Genomic DNA, 15,428 nt, shown 5'->3' on the forward strand with positions numbered 1-15,428 from the left:
CGTTTCCCTTTCAAATGGTGCGGAGCCAGATCTCGCAGGCGAGCGTGGCGTCGAGGCCACCGTGCCGCAGTTCGGGAGACGAGGGCCGCAGGGTGATGTCCACGAGCCGCTCGGCGTCGACCAGCCCGGACGTGGCGAGGTGCGAGTCCCGCCACAGGTCGGCGAGCCGGCCCCGGTTCTCGCGCAGGCCGTTGGCCGCGTCGGCCGACGCCTCGCCCTTGGTCGTGCGGCGCAGCAGGGCGTCGGGGACCCGGCCGCGCATCGCGGTCTTGAGCAGTGGTTTGAAGTCCCAGGGCGTGGCGCGCTCCTCGGACCGGACGGACCAGCACGCCTCGACCACCGCGTCGTCAAGGAAGGGGCTGGCCAGCGGCAGCCCGCTGTGTTCGGCGACCTGGTGCAGGATCCGCGTTGCGCGCGTGCCGTGGTGCAGGGTGTGGAGTTCGTTGTGGAGAGCCCGGGTCGCGCCGCGCGGTTCGGCGGTGCGGGCGGCCTCCCGCAGACTCCGGCGTACGGAGGCGGCCGCGTCGGGCGTGGCCCAGCCGGGGAGGCGGGGCGGGATGTCCCAGCCGAAAACGTCCGGGCTGTGCGGGGCGGGACGCGGCGCGGTGATCTCGTCGGCAGCGTCGGCGAGCCACTGGCCGTACGGGCGGCGGTCGGTGAGCACCGACAGCGTCTCCCGCATCGACCAGCGGTTCTGGGCCCGGTAGCCGCGGATGCTGCGCAGCGCCGTGAGGGGGCGGCTGGTCAGCAGGTCGCGGTGGTGGGCCGGGTGCCCCCACAGGACGTGGTCGCCGCCCATACCGGTCAGGTGCAGGCGCGAACCGCCGGCCAGGAGGGCGTCGTGGCCGACGAGTTGGCGCGGCTGGTCGAGGATGGTGGGCAGGGGTTCGTCGACAGGGCCGCGCACGTCGAGCAGGCCGCTGTAGAAGAGCGGGATCTCGTCGATGTCGAGCAGGACGTGGTCGAGGCCGTCGATCTCCGCGGCGGCGAGCCGCGCCCACCGCACGTCGTCGTCACCCAGGTCCCGGCTCGGCATGGTGAGCGCGGGCAGCAGCCCGGCGCTCACCGGAGCGGCGAGCGCGCAGACGGTGGTGGAGTCCAGCCCGCCGGACAGGTCGGCGCTGACGGTGCCGGCCGCCTCCACCCGCGTCCGTACCGCCTGGTCGAGCGCGCGGCGGAGCGCCTCGGCGCCTTCGGCGAGCGGGACGTGCGTGCGCGGCGGTTCCCACCAGCGGGCGGTGCGGGTGGGGGTGCGGCCGAACCGGAGGAGTTCGCCGGGGACGACCGCGTGGACCCCGCGCCAGAGCGGGACATCGCCCAGCGGGTGCGGGACGAAGTCCAGCAGGCGCAGCGCGAGGACGTCCTCGTCGACGGGCGCGTCGACCATCCGGGCCAGGACGTCGGCGCGGTTGGCGGCGACGGTGAGCCCGTCGGTGGTGGCGTGGAAGAGGCGGCGCAGCCCGGCGGCCGTGCCACGGGCGTGGATCTCGCCGTGGGCCTCGACGACGACGTGGAAGTCCCCGGGCAGGCGGGCGGTCAGCCGGTCGAGCGCCTCGATCTCGCGCACCCCGGCGAGGTGCGCCTCGAGTTCGGCGGCGCCGACCGGGGTGTGCCCGAGGAGCGCCACGAAGAGTCCGTGGCTGTTGCGGGCGTGGACGGAACCGGCCCAGTCGCCCACGATGAACGGGTTTCCGGACGGGTGTGTGAGAGTCCGTGCGGCGCGCGGTTCCAGGCGGGAGGCCACGGCGAGGGCGGCCTCACAGTCCGGAAACAGCGCGAACCAACCCTCGCCGTGGCCTGGCATCGGACTACCAGCCCAGAGGCAGACGGACCTTGGGCTCGTGCGGCCCGCGCTTCAGAAAGCCGGTGTCCTTGCGGAAGTCGCCGGCCTTGGAAAGCGCCGGAACCTCGTAGACCTTCTTGGCCATGGTTCTGATCCCTTCTCTCGCTGGGTTTCTGGCGAGCCGGCCCCGTCCCGGGATGCGGTGACCGCTCACGAGGATCCTCGGCCGCGGGCGTCCGCCCGCTCAAGGTGCGGCCGGTGCCCAACACCCTCCGTGGTGCTGCCCGTCGGTACGGTCCCGCGCCTCCGGTGGGGTCGCCACCTGGGAGGAGAAGCCTTCCGCTCAGCCGGATCCGGTGGGCCGCGGGTGGTAGATCAGCATGGTCTTCTTGGGTTGTTACTCACGCTCCGCATGAGCTTCCTTGACACCAGCCCGGCTCGCGGCGGCCCCGGAGGCCGGCCGGCCGTGCCGCGCGGTACGCCCGTGGCGGGCGGCCACCCTGGGCATCCGCTCGATGGCGGAGATGATCGCGGCGCGCGGGATGCCCGAGACGTCGGCGATGTTGACGACCCGCTGCAACTGGTCGGAGATGTCGTTGAGGTCCATCGGCTGCGTGCCGTGGAGCACGACCGCGCCGCGCCCCCGGCCGAAGTCGATAAGTCCTTCGCTGCGCAGCAGCCGCAGCGCCCGCAGGATGGTGTTCTTGTTGGCTCCGTACTCCCGGCCGAGCTGGTCCGCCGGGGGGAGGTGCTCCCCCTGGGCGTATCGTCCGGCGGCGATGTCCATCCTGAGTCGCGCCCGGATCCGGGCGTAGAGCGGCTCTGCCCCGGTGCTGGCCTGGGCGCGGATGTGGGCCGTTCCCGGCACTAATGACATGTCGTGGATCCCCCTTCAGGCTCAAGTTGTGCTCAAGCTCGCGCGCCGTGCCGTCGGCTCGCCGGCGCAGAAGATCGGCCTGGCGTCGAGGCAGCGCGACGGGCGGCTCCCGGGTGGTCGGGTCGGAAGCCGAAGGCTGCCACCGCCTTCCCTCCTGGTCCGGCATCGACTCACGTCGATTCTTCGGTGATCTGGATCTTTCACGTCGGTCGACGGCCGGTGCAGCGGTACCGTAGCTCGGCGCTTGACGGTCTTCAACCAGCTCGGCCAGAGTGGGCGTTGCGCAGATTCACCTCAGTGGAGAACGCAGCGATACACGTACCGGATCCCGCCCGGATCTCGCACCGGAGTGTGTGCGGGAGCCCTGCATCAGGCCCGAAGGGGGTGGACGCCGTGCCGGAGAACGCCGATCACAGCTTCGCCGACAAGCTGAACCGACTCTTCGAGACCGTCCGGCCCGACACCACCCACGAGTACAGCAACGAGCAGGTGGCGTCGGCCATCCGGGAGACCGGCGTCTCCATCTCCCAGTCGTACATCTGGCAGTTGCGCAAGAGCCGTAAGACCAACCCGACGCTCCGTCATCTTCAGGCACTGGCTGGCTTCTTCGGCGTTCCGACGGCCTACTTCGTGGACGACGAGGCGGGCGCGCGGATCGAGGAGCAGCTCTCGGCACTCGCCTCCGAGCAGGCACGGCTGCACGAGGCCGCCCAGGGCAGTGACGTGAAGCTGATGGCCATGCGCGCGGGCCAGTTGTCGCAGGAACACCGCAAACAGGTGATGGACCTGCTGGACATCGTCTACCGCCTGGAGCAAGCCGAACGCGGTGGTACGCCTGAGGATGATGGCCGAAATCGTCCTGGATCATGACGGTGTGACCCCGTTGGATGGCAGACCAGGACGCGGGATATCCACCAGCGGAGTAGGTCCTTGAACGAACGACGGTTACGCAAGCGGTGTCGCTCCGTCCTGCGAGAGCTGGGCATCACACCCCCCCTGCACGTACCCGAGCTGTGCCGGCTCCTCGGCGAGCACCGCGGACGGCCGATCCGGCTGGTCCCGTACTCCCTGCCCGTCCCCGGCCCCTACGGTCTCTGGATCGCCGGAGCCCACGCGGACTACATCTTCTTCCAGAAGGAAACCAGCCAGGCGCACCAGGACCACATCGTCCTGCACGAGGTCGGCCACATCCTCGCGGACCACGCGGGCGACCAGTCGGACGACGCCGTGTGGCAGGAGCTGCTGCCCGATCTGCCCGTCGAGGCGATCAACCGGGCGCTGAGGCGCACTTCGTACGTCGAGGAGCGGGAGCGCGAGGCCGAGCTCGTCGCCACCATCATCCTCGAATGGGCCTCGGTCCTCGACCGGGTCACGCCCCGCGCCCCCGGTGACGCCTCGGTGCGCCGGGTACACACGGCGCTGGCCGACCGGCAGGGATGGCTCTGACCGTGCTCTCCGTGGTGCTCGCCGTCGTCCTGTACGGTTCCCTGCTCTGGACGGGGAGGCAAGGGCTGCGCGACCCGTCCGACCGTATGCTCCGCGCGGTGTTCCTCTGCCTGCTGTGCGCGGCCCTCTCCTTCCCCTTCGGCGTCCCGGCCGGAGCCCGGCTCATGGATGGCCTGACCGGGGACGGTGCCGCGAAGCTGGCGCAGAACCTCTGCCTGCTGGGCACGGGCCACTTCCTCGGCTGCTTCTTCATCCACGCTGCCTCGAACCCGGCGACCGCGACCGTTCGGGTGCGGCGACAGACGGTGCCACTCGTCGCGACCGCAGCCGTGATCACGCTGGCGATGGCGCTGACCCCCGGGGTTGAGCGGAGCCACACGTACGCCACCGCCGACATGCGGGAGCCGGGCGTCGCCGTCTTCTACCTCATGGCCGGCGCCTATCTGACGTACGCCCTGACCATCGCGCTGGTGTGGACGGTGCGGTACGCCCGGCTGGCGGGCCGGCCTCTGGTGGCCGGGCTGCGGATGCTGACGGCCGCGCTGGCCGGCATGGTGCTCGCCTCCGCGGTCCGTGAGGTCGCGACACTCGTGCGCCTCCTCGGCGGGGAGATACCGCACCCCGTGATCGTCGGGGCGAAGCTCGCCCTCGACCTCGCGATCCCGCTGTTCGTGACGGGGGTGGTCTGGCCCGGTCTCGTGACACGGTGGGCGAGCATCCGGGTGTGGTGGCACCACGGCCGCGTGTACCGCGGACTCGCCCCGCTGTGGACGGAGTTGCACGCCGCGTTCCCGGAGGACGCGCTCGAACGCACCCGGTCCGACCGCTGGTGGGACGTGCTGACCCCGCGCAGCGTGCACCGCCGCTATTACCGACGCGTCATCGAGTGCCGGGACGGCCTGGTCCGGATCAGCCCCCATCTGGCGCTGGCGGCGGACACCGAGATGCCGCTGGAGCCTGAGGTCGCGGCGCTCCATCTGCGCAGGGCACTGCGAGCACACGCAGCGAGAGAGGAGGCCCCGTCACAGGCGGTGCCGGTAGCGTTGCCCGACGGTGACGGTCCCGAGGGCGGCGGACTGGAAGACGACGTACGGCAATTGATTCGGATGTCCGAGGCCCTGGCGGCTTTACGCGTGTGAGGAACGGAGCACCGATGGAGACGGAAGCCCTGATCTCGGCCGAGCTCGTGGTCATCGGGCCACACGAGCGCCGACTGCCCGATGGAGCGGTCCTAGTCCGCGACGGCGTGATCATGGACGTCGGCCCCCGCGAAGAGGTGGAGGCCCGCGCCCCCGTCGGCGTCACACGCCACGACCATCCGGACGGCACGCTGTTGGCTGGCCTCGTCGACGCGCACGTCCACCTCGCGCTGGACGCGGGCCCCGACCCGGTCACCGCGCTGCGTGAGGCCGACGACGTCGCGGTGAGCAAGGGAATGGCCGACCGGGCGCGCACCCTGCTGGACTCCGGAGTCACCACCGTGCGGGACCTGGGCGACCGTAACGGCCTGGTAGTACGGCTGCGCGACAGCGTCACGGCCGGCCGGCTGCCCGGCCCCCGGATCCTGGCCGCCGGCACGCCTGTCACGGGCCCCGGCGGCCACTGCTGGTTCTTGGGCGGCGAAGTCTCGGGAGCGGAAGCCATCCGCAATCTGGTGCGCCGGAACGCGGCCTTGGGCGTCGATGTCATCAAGGTAATGGCAACGGGCGGGGGCATCACCAGGGACGGTCCGCCGATCTGGTCCGCGCAGTTCACGGCGGAGGAGCTGCACATTGTGGTGGCCGAGGCGGCCCACGCCGGCCTCCCGGTGGCGGCCCATGCACACGGCACCGAGGGCATCCGGGCCGCAGTCGAGGCGGGGGTGACCACGATCGAGCACTGCACCTGGATCGACCAAGACGGCTTCCGGCTGATCGACGGAGTGGTCGACGAGATCGCGGCCAAGGGCATCCACGTCTGCCCGGCCGCCAGCCCGGACTGGCGAGGCTTCGCCCAGCGCTTCGGCGCCGAACGCGCCGAGACGATGTTCGATGGGTTGCGCAGCATGCGGGAACGGGGGGTCAGCCTGATCACGGGCACAGACGCCGGGGTGAGCCGCGCGGTCTTCGACGACTTCGTCTCCAGCCTGGAGTTCTTCACCCACCTGGGCTGCACACCACCGGAGATCTTGGACTTGGCTACCTGGCACACGGCCGAGGCACTCGGCCTCACCGACACCGGGACCCTCACCCCGGGACACCGCGCGGACCTGCTGGTCGTCGGGGGCGACCCCCTGCGGGACCTTCAGGCTCTACGCGACGTACGCCTGGTGATGGCGGCGGGCAGGGTGCATCGGTGACGCCTGACCACGGATCAGCGTTGGTTTGGTCGTTGACACTATGCGCTCCGACTCCGGTCCGCGGTTCCTTCAAGTGCGATAAAGATATGACGAGGTTGCGGCAACGGTTTGCGCCGCCGTCGTCACGCCCCGATGGATCCTCGGTCAGTCGCGCATGCCCGACCAGCCGCGCCGCGCTTCATATGATGGACACCCCTCAAACTACGGCGCCTTGTTCTGTGGCTTGGACGGGCCACGCCCTCGACTCCAACGAGCCGGGATGGCAGCTCCCGTGATCACTGGAAAGGTACAGAGGGACGCCCACCGGAGTACTTTCCCCCGTGCCAATGGTCCGGTCCGCACGGCCACAGCCGAAGTGGCCCGGGAGGTTGAGCCTTCCGTTTCGAACGTCATCCGAGCGTCAAGGATCTCCGAACGACACCTCGAAGGCATCACCGATGTAAGCGTCCTCCTCATGAATCCGCAGGTCAGCAGCATTTCGAGGGGCGATCCGTCCACTCGACCCGCTGCACAGAGGAGAACAGGTCGAGCGACCCACCCGAACAACGAAACCGCAGGTCAGGCGCCCTTTTCAGCAGGTTCCAAAATCGCCACGCATTCAACATGCGCAGTCATCGGAAAGATGTCGGCACGGACGCAGGCAGTAAAATAGCAGGTCAGAAGGGGATTCTGATCCAAAATGAGTGCCGCCGAGCCCCCAGAGCGTCAAATGAGCGTCACAATCGTACGAAGGTTCGGTACTGGCACTCCGGCGTGACATGACTACTCCCAGCACGGTGGCACCTCGCCGTCACAGAGCCTCACACGGCGGGGTCCCGCCGGTGCGCCTAATATGGACCGGCCGCGTGTTAAAAGCCCGTCAGTTTCTCACCGCTACCCAGGGTCACCGGCTGCACGCGCTGTTCGAACTCGCCCTCCACACCGGACTCCGCAAGGGCGAACTCCTCGGCCTGCACTGGGAAGATCTCAACCTCGACGTCGGCACCGCTGCCATCCGCCGAACCTTGCAGCGCACCACCGCAGGTGGGCTCACCACGCTGCCGACCAAGACTCGGGCTTCCGAGCGCCGCATCGCCCTACCCACCCGCTGTGTCCACTTGTTGAAGCTCCCACCGCGAGCAGCAGCAGTGCGAACGGGAGTCTTCAGGCACCACGTGGCAGGACAGCGGGCACATGTTCACCACCCCGCAAGGCAAAGCGATCGACCCGACCAACCTCACCCGCGCCTTCACCACGTCCTCCGCAAGGCCGGCCTCCGCCGCATCCGCTTCCACGACCTCCGCCACTCGACCGCCACCCTGCTCCTGGAACAGGGAGTCGAACTCGTCGTGATCAAGGAACTCCTCGGCCACGCCCACATCGGCGTCACAGCCACCGTCTACGCCCACGTCCGACTCCGTCTCCAGCGAGATGCCATCGACACCCTCAGCACCGCACTCGACAGCCCGGAGAACACCAAGACGGCACGCTCCGACGGCGACGAACCGCCACCCTGCACCACACTCGTCCGCTGACGTTGCCGTCAACTACTGCCGTCACCCACCGCAGAAGCCCCGCCAGGACGCACCTGACGGGGCTTCATTTTTGCTAAGGCTATCTGAATTGGATGCGCTGAAACCGCTCTGCGCAACCACGTCTTGCGACGCAGCATTCGCAGGGATTAACGCTCCGAAAATATCCTGCGAATATTCCCCGTCAAATGCTCACGAATGCGGAAACCCTCTTGGCCAGAGTAAGGCAGATTTTCAACAAACGAAACCCTGATCAATTCCCTGACTGCGCAATCTCCATGAACGTACGCACCCTCGATGAAGTTGATCAACCGAAGCCCGATGGCCTCCTCGGCCAAACCCTGGCCAGTCTCGCCGAACAAACTCACCGTCCATCGGACGACGTCTGCGAGGAAAACATGGGAGAGGAACTCTTCATAGAACTCCACATGCTCGGCACGCAAGCTCTCAAGCTGTGGAAATTTTTGGAGGATGCCCTGAAAAAACTGCTCTTCGTCCATCTCCATCAATTCCCTGCGAGGGCCGACTTAAGGTCGGCAAGTAGGCTTCTCGCCACTATCAAGTCGTGCGGGTCGCCGTCTCTATGATTTCTTCCTATCCACTTATTCAGCGCCTTAGCGTACTGATTTCCCTTGGCCACGTGGTTACGGCCGTGCACGAGTTGACCTGAGCTGAGCTCATCGCGAATCGCCGACATCGTCGTACCATCTCCAGTTCGGGCCGGATTGGCCGTCCCCTTATAGAGGTCGTTAACCAAGTTCTGAAGCTTGGAATCAGAGACGCTTGGCGTTGGCAGGATGCAGCCGTTGCTGTTGTGAACCAGGACCGGCGTCGCCCCCGCCAGCACATAGTACGTGTGCAGGTCGTCAACGGTCAGGTTGTAGACCGTTGCCCTCTGGGACAAGTGGTGAAGGCCGGCAACCTCGAGGGACTGCCCCTCGCTCGTGCGGAGTAGCTGGCCCACTCGCAGGTCGGCGGCGTCGATCCATTCTCCGACCTCTGCGACCCAGAATGGGTGCCCTGCCGTCGCGGTGATAGACGCGGTTTTCTCGCCTCGTGCGCCATCGAGGTCGATGGCTACTCGGACGAGATCCTTTTTCCCGTCCCCACGGATCTCAGCCGTTACCACCTTAGCCGAAGTTTCTCCCGTTTTCGGGTCCGTGGCTAGCACTCTGTCGCCGATCTCCACCTCTGCGATCGGCTTACTCGTGCCGTCAGCCATCAGCACCCTCGTTTGCGGAAGGAAACTGTTGCCCACCAAGCAGGCACCCTTGGCACCCTTTACCCCCTTGGCTACTTTGGCGACCTTTGCCAGTTTCCCGACAGGTATGAGGCCCGCAACCGTCCACACGCAGCCGCTTACGCTGCCATTTGCGCACCGAACCGCGTCGCGGACACCGATTACCTCAAGGAAGTCCTTGGTCGGGCTGATCCAACCGAGGTCATGAGCTGCTGCACAGAATTCACTCCCCGAGTCAGCCATGCATTGGCCGTCTGCCCATCGCATCAGCATGTGGGTGTAGGAGTTTTCCGCGTAGGCGTTTCCATAGCCTCGTGCTACGAGTTCCGCCTGGGTCGGAATTCGGACTTGGGCAATCACAGGCTGTGAGTCCACCGGGGCGGGTCCAATATCGGTCCCGGAATTATTGCCGGTTCCGTTCGCCGATCCGCTGGGGGCCTGGCCAGTGCTCCCGTTGGGTGTGTACTCCCAGCCACCGCCGGAGGACAGAGTCCAGTTCCCCGTGTCTGCGGCGCAGTCTCCTGTCCCGCCACAGGCGCCTTCCGGCCGCAGGCCCGACGGGTCACTCAATGTGGTGGGGTTGTTGTTCGCGTAGTTGTAGCCATTCATCTGCTGTGGGTCAGCAAGGTCCAGGAGCGGGTCGACGGAGATGAACCGGCCGAGTGTTGGGTCGTACTCCCGGGCACCGAGATGAGTCAGGCCGGTGGTCTCGGTGTCGTCGGTACCGCCGACGAAGCCCTTGGTACCTGGCCAGGCGGAGGGCCTTTCTCCGCGTATTGCACCGAAGGGGAGCGTGCGACGCTGAGTGAGAGCCAGATCCGCTGCACGCACGGCTAGTTCTCCGGTGCCGTGGTGGTCAGCGAGAGTGAACGCGAACGTGCCGTCGTCGCTACGGATGGCGCTGTGGCCGCCTCCGAGATCGAAGTAGCGGGTTGCTTTGGTCTTGTCGGAGCCAACCGGGAGGGTCACTTCGGTGTGGCCCAGATAGAGCGTGGTTTCGGTGCTGGTGCGACCGATGAGCCTGTTGCCGGCAGCGTCGTACAAGTAGGCCGTGGTCTTGCCGTCTTCCTCGACGGTGGCAAGGTGCCCTTCAGCATCCCAGGTCAGCGTTTTTCCAGGGCTCGCCGTGTTGTTGCCGGTGGGGTCGTACTTGTAGAGGGATGTTGTGCTGCCGGTGGGACTTTCAGTGGTGAGGGCCGAGAGAGCATGCGCCTTTGGCTGGCCCGGAGCCGGGTATGCGTACGTTCGCTTGATGTTCGACGCCGGGGCGCCGGCTGTGGCGTGTTGTGTCTCCGACGTGCGGTTGCCGGACGTGTCGTAGGTGTAGGAGTGCCAGTACGGAGCCGGTCCGCCGATCGCCGCGTCGGATGGAGCCGTTGCGCATGATGCTGCGGATGGCGTCCATGCCTCTGTCAGGCGGCGAAGGTAGTCGTAGGTGAAGCACTGATTGTCGGTGCTGGTGCGGGAGGCATCGGCCATGGACAGGACGTTGCCTGCCTCGTCGTATTGGTAGGTGACGTGGCGGTCGACACCGGGCTGGTCCTGGCGGTCGACACGTGATGTTGCGAGCCGCTGGGTGCCCCACTGGTACGTGTTGGTGACCTGAGTCATTTTGCCGGATAGGGACAGTCCCATCGTGTACTGCAATGGCTTGCCCGTCAGGCTGTACGACGCGGCGGAGGTCATGCCCTCGCCGTAAACCGTCAGCGGGCGAAGCGTGTCTTCCTCATAGGTGTAGTTGGACGAACCACCAGGCAGCGAACCTGCCGCGGAGTAGCTGATGGCGCTTGTAAGCCCGGATGGCAAGTAGGTGGTAGCCGTCTGATACGTGCCCTGGAGTGCGCCTTCTGCCGCTGGTATCACGACGGCGGTTCGTGTTGCACGATAGAGCCGGTCGTACGCAGTGACCTTGGAGGTGTACGCCTGCCCCTCGACGTATCGCGTGGACTCGGCGAGCTGTCCCTTCGCGCTGGCGACCGTGTCGTACACCTGCTTGGTTCGCAAGGTGCCGGTGGCCGAGCCTTCACGTACTTCGGTCGGGCGTCCCAGTCCGTCGTACAGGTAGGCAAGCCCTGGGACGTGGTCGGGTCCCGAGACGTCGGTCCGGGCTCCCTTGCTGAAAATCAGCTGGCCACGGTCGTCGTATGTACTGGTGGAGGCACCCTTGTCGGGGTCCGTGCTACCCGTTTGCCGTCCTAGCTGGTCGTACTCGTAGGTCCAGTTGTTACCCGCGGGGTCGGTGACTCGGCGCATCTGGTTGCGTGCGGTATAGGAGTAACTCGTCTTGTCGTACGCGGCATCAATGGCACGGGTGTGGTGCTGCCGGAGTTCCGTGGTGTTGCCACGGGCATCGGTGAGCGTCGTGGTGGCAGTACCCCCGGCAGGGGGGATCACCGTTGTGCGGTCCCCGCCGAACACGGTCTTGGTAGTGCTGAGGACCGCGCCTCCGTCCCCGTTGCCAGCGACTTGCTTGGTTTCGACGGCACGGTTCATTCCGTCGTACTTGGTGAGGTTCTGCGTCTCGACGGACAAGGCGTCATCGGGCTTGAAGATCTGGGCGTTAGGCTTGTCCTTCGTGTAATACGGGGCGAATGCACGTGAGGGGAGTCCCCGGTCGTCGTAGAAGACGTCATTCACAAGGCTTCCGCCATCGGGCCCAGGAACCTGAACCTGGCGTTCACGGAGAAACCCGTCATAGAGGGCGAACGAAGTGATTTGTCCGCCACTATTGTTGAGTTTCTTCTCGGCTACAGCGACGGGTTGATTCTCGGCGATGGTGTAGGTGAACTCTTCGCTCGGCGTCTGGGTGTTCCGGCGATCGGCGCGCCAGACTTTCTTCGTGCGGCCGAGTGCGTCGTACTCAATTTCGGTGACATTTTGGTTTACGTCGGCTTGCTTCGCTGCGGAGCCCCGCAAAGGCTCGATCGTGGTGGTCGATGTCATTGCCGAGGTGCTGTCTCCGGCTTTGGCCGGCGGTGTGGTCACCTTGACCTGAGTGGGGAGACCGACGGCGGGAATGTACGTCGTCGTTGTGGTGCGGCCATCGCTACGGCCCGCACGGACCGGCGCTGCCCCATCAGTCACGGTGACATTCGCAGTCAGATCCACCATGGTCAACTGACGACCGTAGGAGTCGTGCGTCGCCGAGTTCTCCAAGTAGACAGCTTTGTGGCCGTCGTGGCTCTTCAGTGTGGCTGCGGAAGTGACATCGCCCTTGGTGGGCGCGGCTCCGTACACACCGCCGTCGTACGCCGCGAGTGCGTCGCTGATGACGTCCTTCGACCTGTCCACCGCGCTGGCGTCGCAAGCTGCGGCAACTGTCTCTACGCGCGAGGTCAGACCAAGGATATATGCGCTGGTGACGGGAGGATACGTGGTGCGGGTGCACTGGTCGTCCGTGGTGGTCGCGTCGTCGCCGAGGTCGTCGACCTCCACGACGCGCCCGGCGACCGTGTCTTGCTTGGTTGCCTTTGATGTGGTTCGCCATTTTGCGCCCGCGCCGTTGTCGAGCGAGGTCCAGCTTCTCGTGTGCGATATGCCGGTGAAGTTGGAAGTGACTGTCCCCCAGTCACGGACCTTCTTCGCGGTCTCGTGATGCCATGGACGGTTGACTGACTTGTCCAGGATCTTGCCGCCGGGGCTGTCGAACGTGGCCGTCCTGTAATTAAGCCCCGCAGTCGCTTCGTGATCCGTGATCGCGTCACCCTCACCGGCGGGAAGTCCCACCACCACGGATTTGGTACCGCCGGCTGCGTTCTTACGGTCACCGTCCATCCCTCTGAGGAAGTACGAGTCCTTCTGAGTCTTCATCGAAGAAGCGCCACCCTGGCCCCCGGTCTGGACCCGGACGTGGCTGTATCCCCGCCACTGGGACCAGGTCTTCTCTTTCTCCTTGGTCAGACCGTCGTCGTCGTCGTAGTGCCATGCGGCGTCGCCGAGGTACTGGTAGCTGGTCACCTGGTCGGGTGATCCACCGGTGCGGTCGGTGGCCGTGACTGAGGTGGTCACGTACTTGTTGAACCAGTGCAGTTCGGCCGCGGTGGTGTTGTCGCCCCCTATGAACTGGGGGAAGCACCGGGTGGTGTTCGTTTCGGGGGTTGGCAGAGCGCCCCAGTCGCACGTGGGCGCTGAGTAGTTTGCGCTCGTCTGAGCACCGTGTTCGTCGGCGACGGTGGAGAGGCGTTCTTTGATGAACGGTGCGAAGCCGTCTCCGGTCTTGTCCAGGCGGTTAGCGAGCTGCGTATAGGCAAAGGTGGTCTTCGGCAGCGTGATGGTTGGCGTTGCGGATTCACCCGTGCGCTGGATGCTTTCCAGGAGCAGTTGGTAGTCCGTGTCCGCCATACCCCAACGGTGGTTCAGCTTCCATGAATCGATCTTGCTGTATGTTCCGTCGGCTTGAAGAACCTGAGTCCTTATGTCAGTTAGGCGCTTGCGAGTCCAGAAGGAAGGCGAGAGCCGGCCGCTGTCACAAGTAGTACCGGTCTCGCAGTTCAAGTCCCACGGCGTGTCGTACCAGTAGAATTTCTTGTCGCCGATTGTATCGGCGGCGCAAGTGACACCACTTACTGGAAGGCAGCGCTCGGCGCTGCCGAATACGACTTGCGAGAGGGGCTTCGTCGCATACAGGTCGTCCGATCGCTGTCCGTAGTCGATTCGGGACAAGAAGCCGCCACGAGTATAGGAAGTGTCGTCATCGGCCTCAAGGTTACGGCCGTAGGAGTTGGCCTCCTTGGCGTAGTGATAACTCAGTGCGTTGCCGTGCGGGTCCACAACATAATCAAGGTTCCATCGCCAAGCCTGCTGGCACCACGACTCAGCAAAAGTGGCGACATGACATTTCTCGCCAGTGTTGTTTCCATAGACCGGAAGCGTCCAGGTGGAGTTAGTGGTGGCCTTTCCCGTCGACCAGCCTGGGAGTTTGTGGTAACCAAAGTAGTACTGGACGCCGGTGGGCGCCGTCAGGCGCCAGTACTCATTGTCGTTATCGCCGTTGTCGCGAGCAGCAGACTCCAGGCGAGTGATCCGGGTACCATCGTCGTTTCTGAGCTTGAACTCGTCCTTACCTGCAGGGACCAGCTCTCCACCGGCTCCGTTGAACGAGATGAAGGCGTTGTCATAGGCCCAGCACATGTCGCCGGGCTTGTTGCCATCGGAGTTCTTCACCCCGTCGTCCGCGCACGGCTTGTAGCGGCGTTCGATGAATCCGGGCCAGAGATCGAAGCCGTCTCCCACCCATGACCCTTGGTTGTTCGTCCCCCCGGTGCGGCCGTCGATGGCTCCGGACGAGTAGGACAGCCCAACGTTCGGGACGAGTCCCCCTGGTACGTCGGGGACAGGTATGTCATAGGACCAGGAGAAGTCTCCTGTGTTAAGGCTCGTGCCCCACGTGGAGGAGGGGGCCAGTGCTGTGGCCTTGTAGTCTCCCTTGTCACCGGCAGCGGCAGCCGTGGCAGCCAGGATCGTTGGAGTCCCGGCGCGGAGGTTCACGGACGGGGCGGTAAGGGAATGCTTTGATGTGTTGTTGGTAGCAGCAATTGGGCTGCCAGACCTGCATTCACTCTTGTGGGGGGTGGTAAGCGCGCAGGCCGGCAACTCGACCAAATGCATGCGTGAGCCGTAGGAGCCTCCGAACGCTTCTGCGAACGCCGTGTAGTCAACCGCCACGGCTACTGCGGCCTCAGCGGGCTCGGTGCGTTCGCCGGCCGCTCCGGAGGGCGCGGGTGCGCTTACGGTGAACAGCAGCCCGCTCACGCCCGCTCGTTCGGCTTGCTCTTTGCCAAGCACCCTCGACTCGACGCGCGCTGGCGTGACGCCGCGTTTTGAGGCGCTTCGCTTCCCTGTACTCCTGTGATCGGCTTTACCGAACGCAAGCGGTTGTGCTTTTGCCTCGGTGAAGCGCTCTACGGTTTTGGTATCGGCGTCCAGGACGTTGACCGTTGTTTTGGAGGGGGCCGGGAGGTGAGCCCTAGGGGCCCGCGATGGGAGTTCGGTTCCCTTGTTTTGAACGCGTGGCTTGACGTCGATCCCCCGACTCCCCGCCACCGGTTTCTCTGCTGAAGGCACGCCCGGAAGTCTGCTGGTCGAAGTCGAGGAGGCCGGGGTACCGGCGGTTTGCAGCAAGGTGACGACGAGGACGGCGGAGACCGCCAACGAAGTGCGGCGCAGCATTCTGCCCCTGTTGGTGAGCCTAGTTGCGAGTTTCATTCGAAGTGTGTCCATCACTGCCGGGCACC

At 65.8% G+C, this 15,428-nt stretch carries 10 protein-coding genes; 5 read left to right on the top strand and 5 right to left on the bottom strand.

Annotated elements, in window-relative coordinates; genetic code table 11:
- Positions 1 to 10: 10 nt before the first annotated feature.
- The 3 genes from ACF1FZ_RS31025 to ACF1FZ_RS31035 all read right to left on the bottom strand — a co-directional run bounded on the left by ACF1FZ_RS31025 (position 11) and on the right by ACF1FZ_RS31035 (position 2,660).
- On the bottom strand, positions 11 to 1,804 hold the full coding sequence (locus tag ACF1FZ_RS31025) for an asparagine synthase-related protein (protein ID WP_391776708.1): 1,794 nt from the start codon (positions 1,802 to 1,804) through the stop codon (positions 11 to 13).
- 4 nt (positions 1,805 to 1,808) lie between these two features.
- On the bottom strand, positions 1,809 to 1,928 hold the full coding sequence (locus tag ACF1FZ_RS31030; RefSeq protein WP_107069644.1) for a keywimysin-related RiPP: 120 nt from the start codon (positions 1,926 to 1,928) through the stop codon (positions 1,809 to 1,811).
- A 252-nt stretch (positions 1,929 to 2,180) separates the two neighbouring features.
- Positions 2,181 to 2,660 carry a GntR family transcriptional regulator gene (locus ACF1FZ_RS31035; protein ID WP_391776709.1) on the bottom strand — a complete coding sequence of 160 codons (480 nt, stop codon included), beginning with the start codon at positions 2,658 to 2,660 and terminating at the stop codon, positions 2,181 to 2,183.
- 393 nt (positions 2,661 to 3,053) lie between these two features.
- Here ACF1FZ_RS31035 and ACF1FZ_RS31040 point away from each other — a divergent pair, with 393 nt between their 5' ends.
- From ACF1FZ_RS31040 to ACF1FZ_RS31060, 5 genes are all read left to right on the top strand, one after another.
- Positions 3,054 to 3,530: a helix-turn-helix domain-containing protein gene (locus ACF1FZ_RS31040; RefSeq protein ID WP_364940722.1), complete on the top strand. Its 477-nt coding sequence runs from the start codon at positions 3,054 to 3,056 to the stop codon at positions 3,528 to 3,530.
- Between the two features lie 60 nt (positions 3,531 to 3,590).
- On the top strand, positions 3,591 to 4,106 hold the full coding sequence (locus tag ACF1FZ_RS31045) for a hypothetical protein (RefSeq protein WP_391776710.1): 516 nt from the start codon (positions 3,591 to 3,593) through the stop codon (positions 4,104 to 4,106).
- Complete coding sequence (locus tag ACF1FZ_RS31050; protein WP_391776711.1) at positions 4,097 to 5,245, top strand: MAB_1171c family putative transporter; 1,149 nt, start codon at positions 4,097 to 4,099, stop codon at positions 5,243 to 5,245. Before ACF1FZ_RS31045 ends, ACF1FZ_RS31050 begins: the two co-directional genes overlap by 10 nt.
- A 14-nt stretch (positions 5,246 to 5,259) precedes the next feature.
- A complete protein-coding gene (locus ACF1FZ_RS31055) occupies positions 5,260 to 6,444 on the top strand; it encodes an amidohydrolase family protein (RefSeq protein ID WP_391776712.1) in 1,185 nt (394 codons plus the stop codon).
- Between the two features lie 758 nt (positions 6,445 to 7,202).
- Positions 7,203 to 7,958, top strand: coding sequence for a site-specific integrase (locus ACF1FZ_RS31060; RefSeq protein WP_391776713.1), 756 nt, complete (start codon positions 7,203 to 7,205; stop codon positions 7,956 to 7,958).
- A 146-nt stretch (positions 7,959 to 8,104) separates the two neighbouring features.
- Here ACF1FZ_RS31060 and ACF1FZ_RS31065 read toward each other — a convergent pair whose 3' ends face one another.
- A complete protein-coding gene (locus ACF1FZ_RS31065) occupies positions 8,105 to 8,455 on the bottom strand; it encodes a hypothetical protein (RefSeq protein WP_391776714.1) in 351 nt (116 codons plus the stop codon).
- Between the two features lie 5 nt (positions 8,456 to 8,460).
- The gene (locus tag ACF1FZ_RS31070; RefSeq protein WP_391776731.1) at positions 8,461 to 15,363 is read right to left on the bottom strand and encodes a polymorphic toxin-type HINT domain-containing protein; all 6,903 of its coding nucleotides are present in this window, start codon (positions 15,361 to 15,363) and stop codon (positions 8,461 to 8,463) included.
- Between the last annotated feature and the right edge of the window lie 65 nt (positions 15,364 to 15,428).

It is taken from the genome of Streptomyces sp. NPDC014623 (genome assembly GCF_043088245.1).
In the GTDB taxonomy this organism is placed as follows: Bacteria; Actinomycetota; Actinomycetes; order Streptomycetales; family Streptomycetaceae; genus Streptomyces.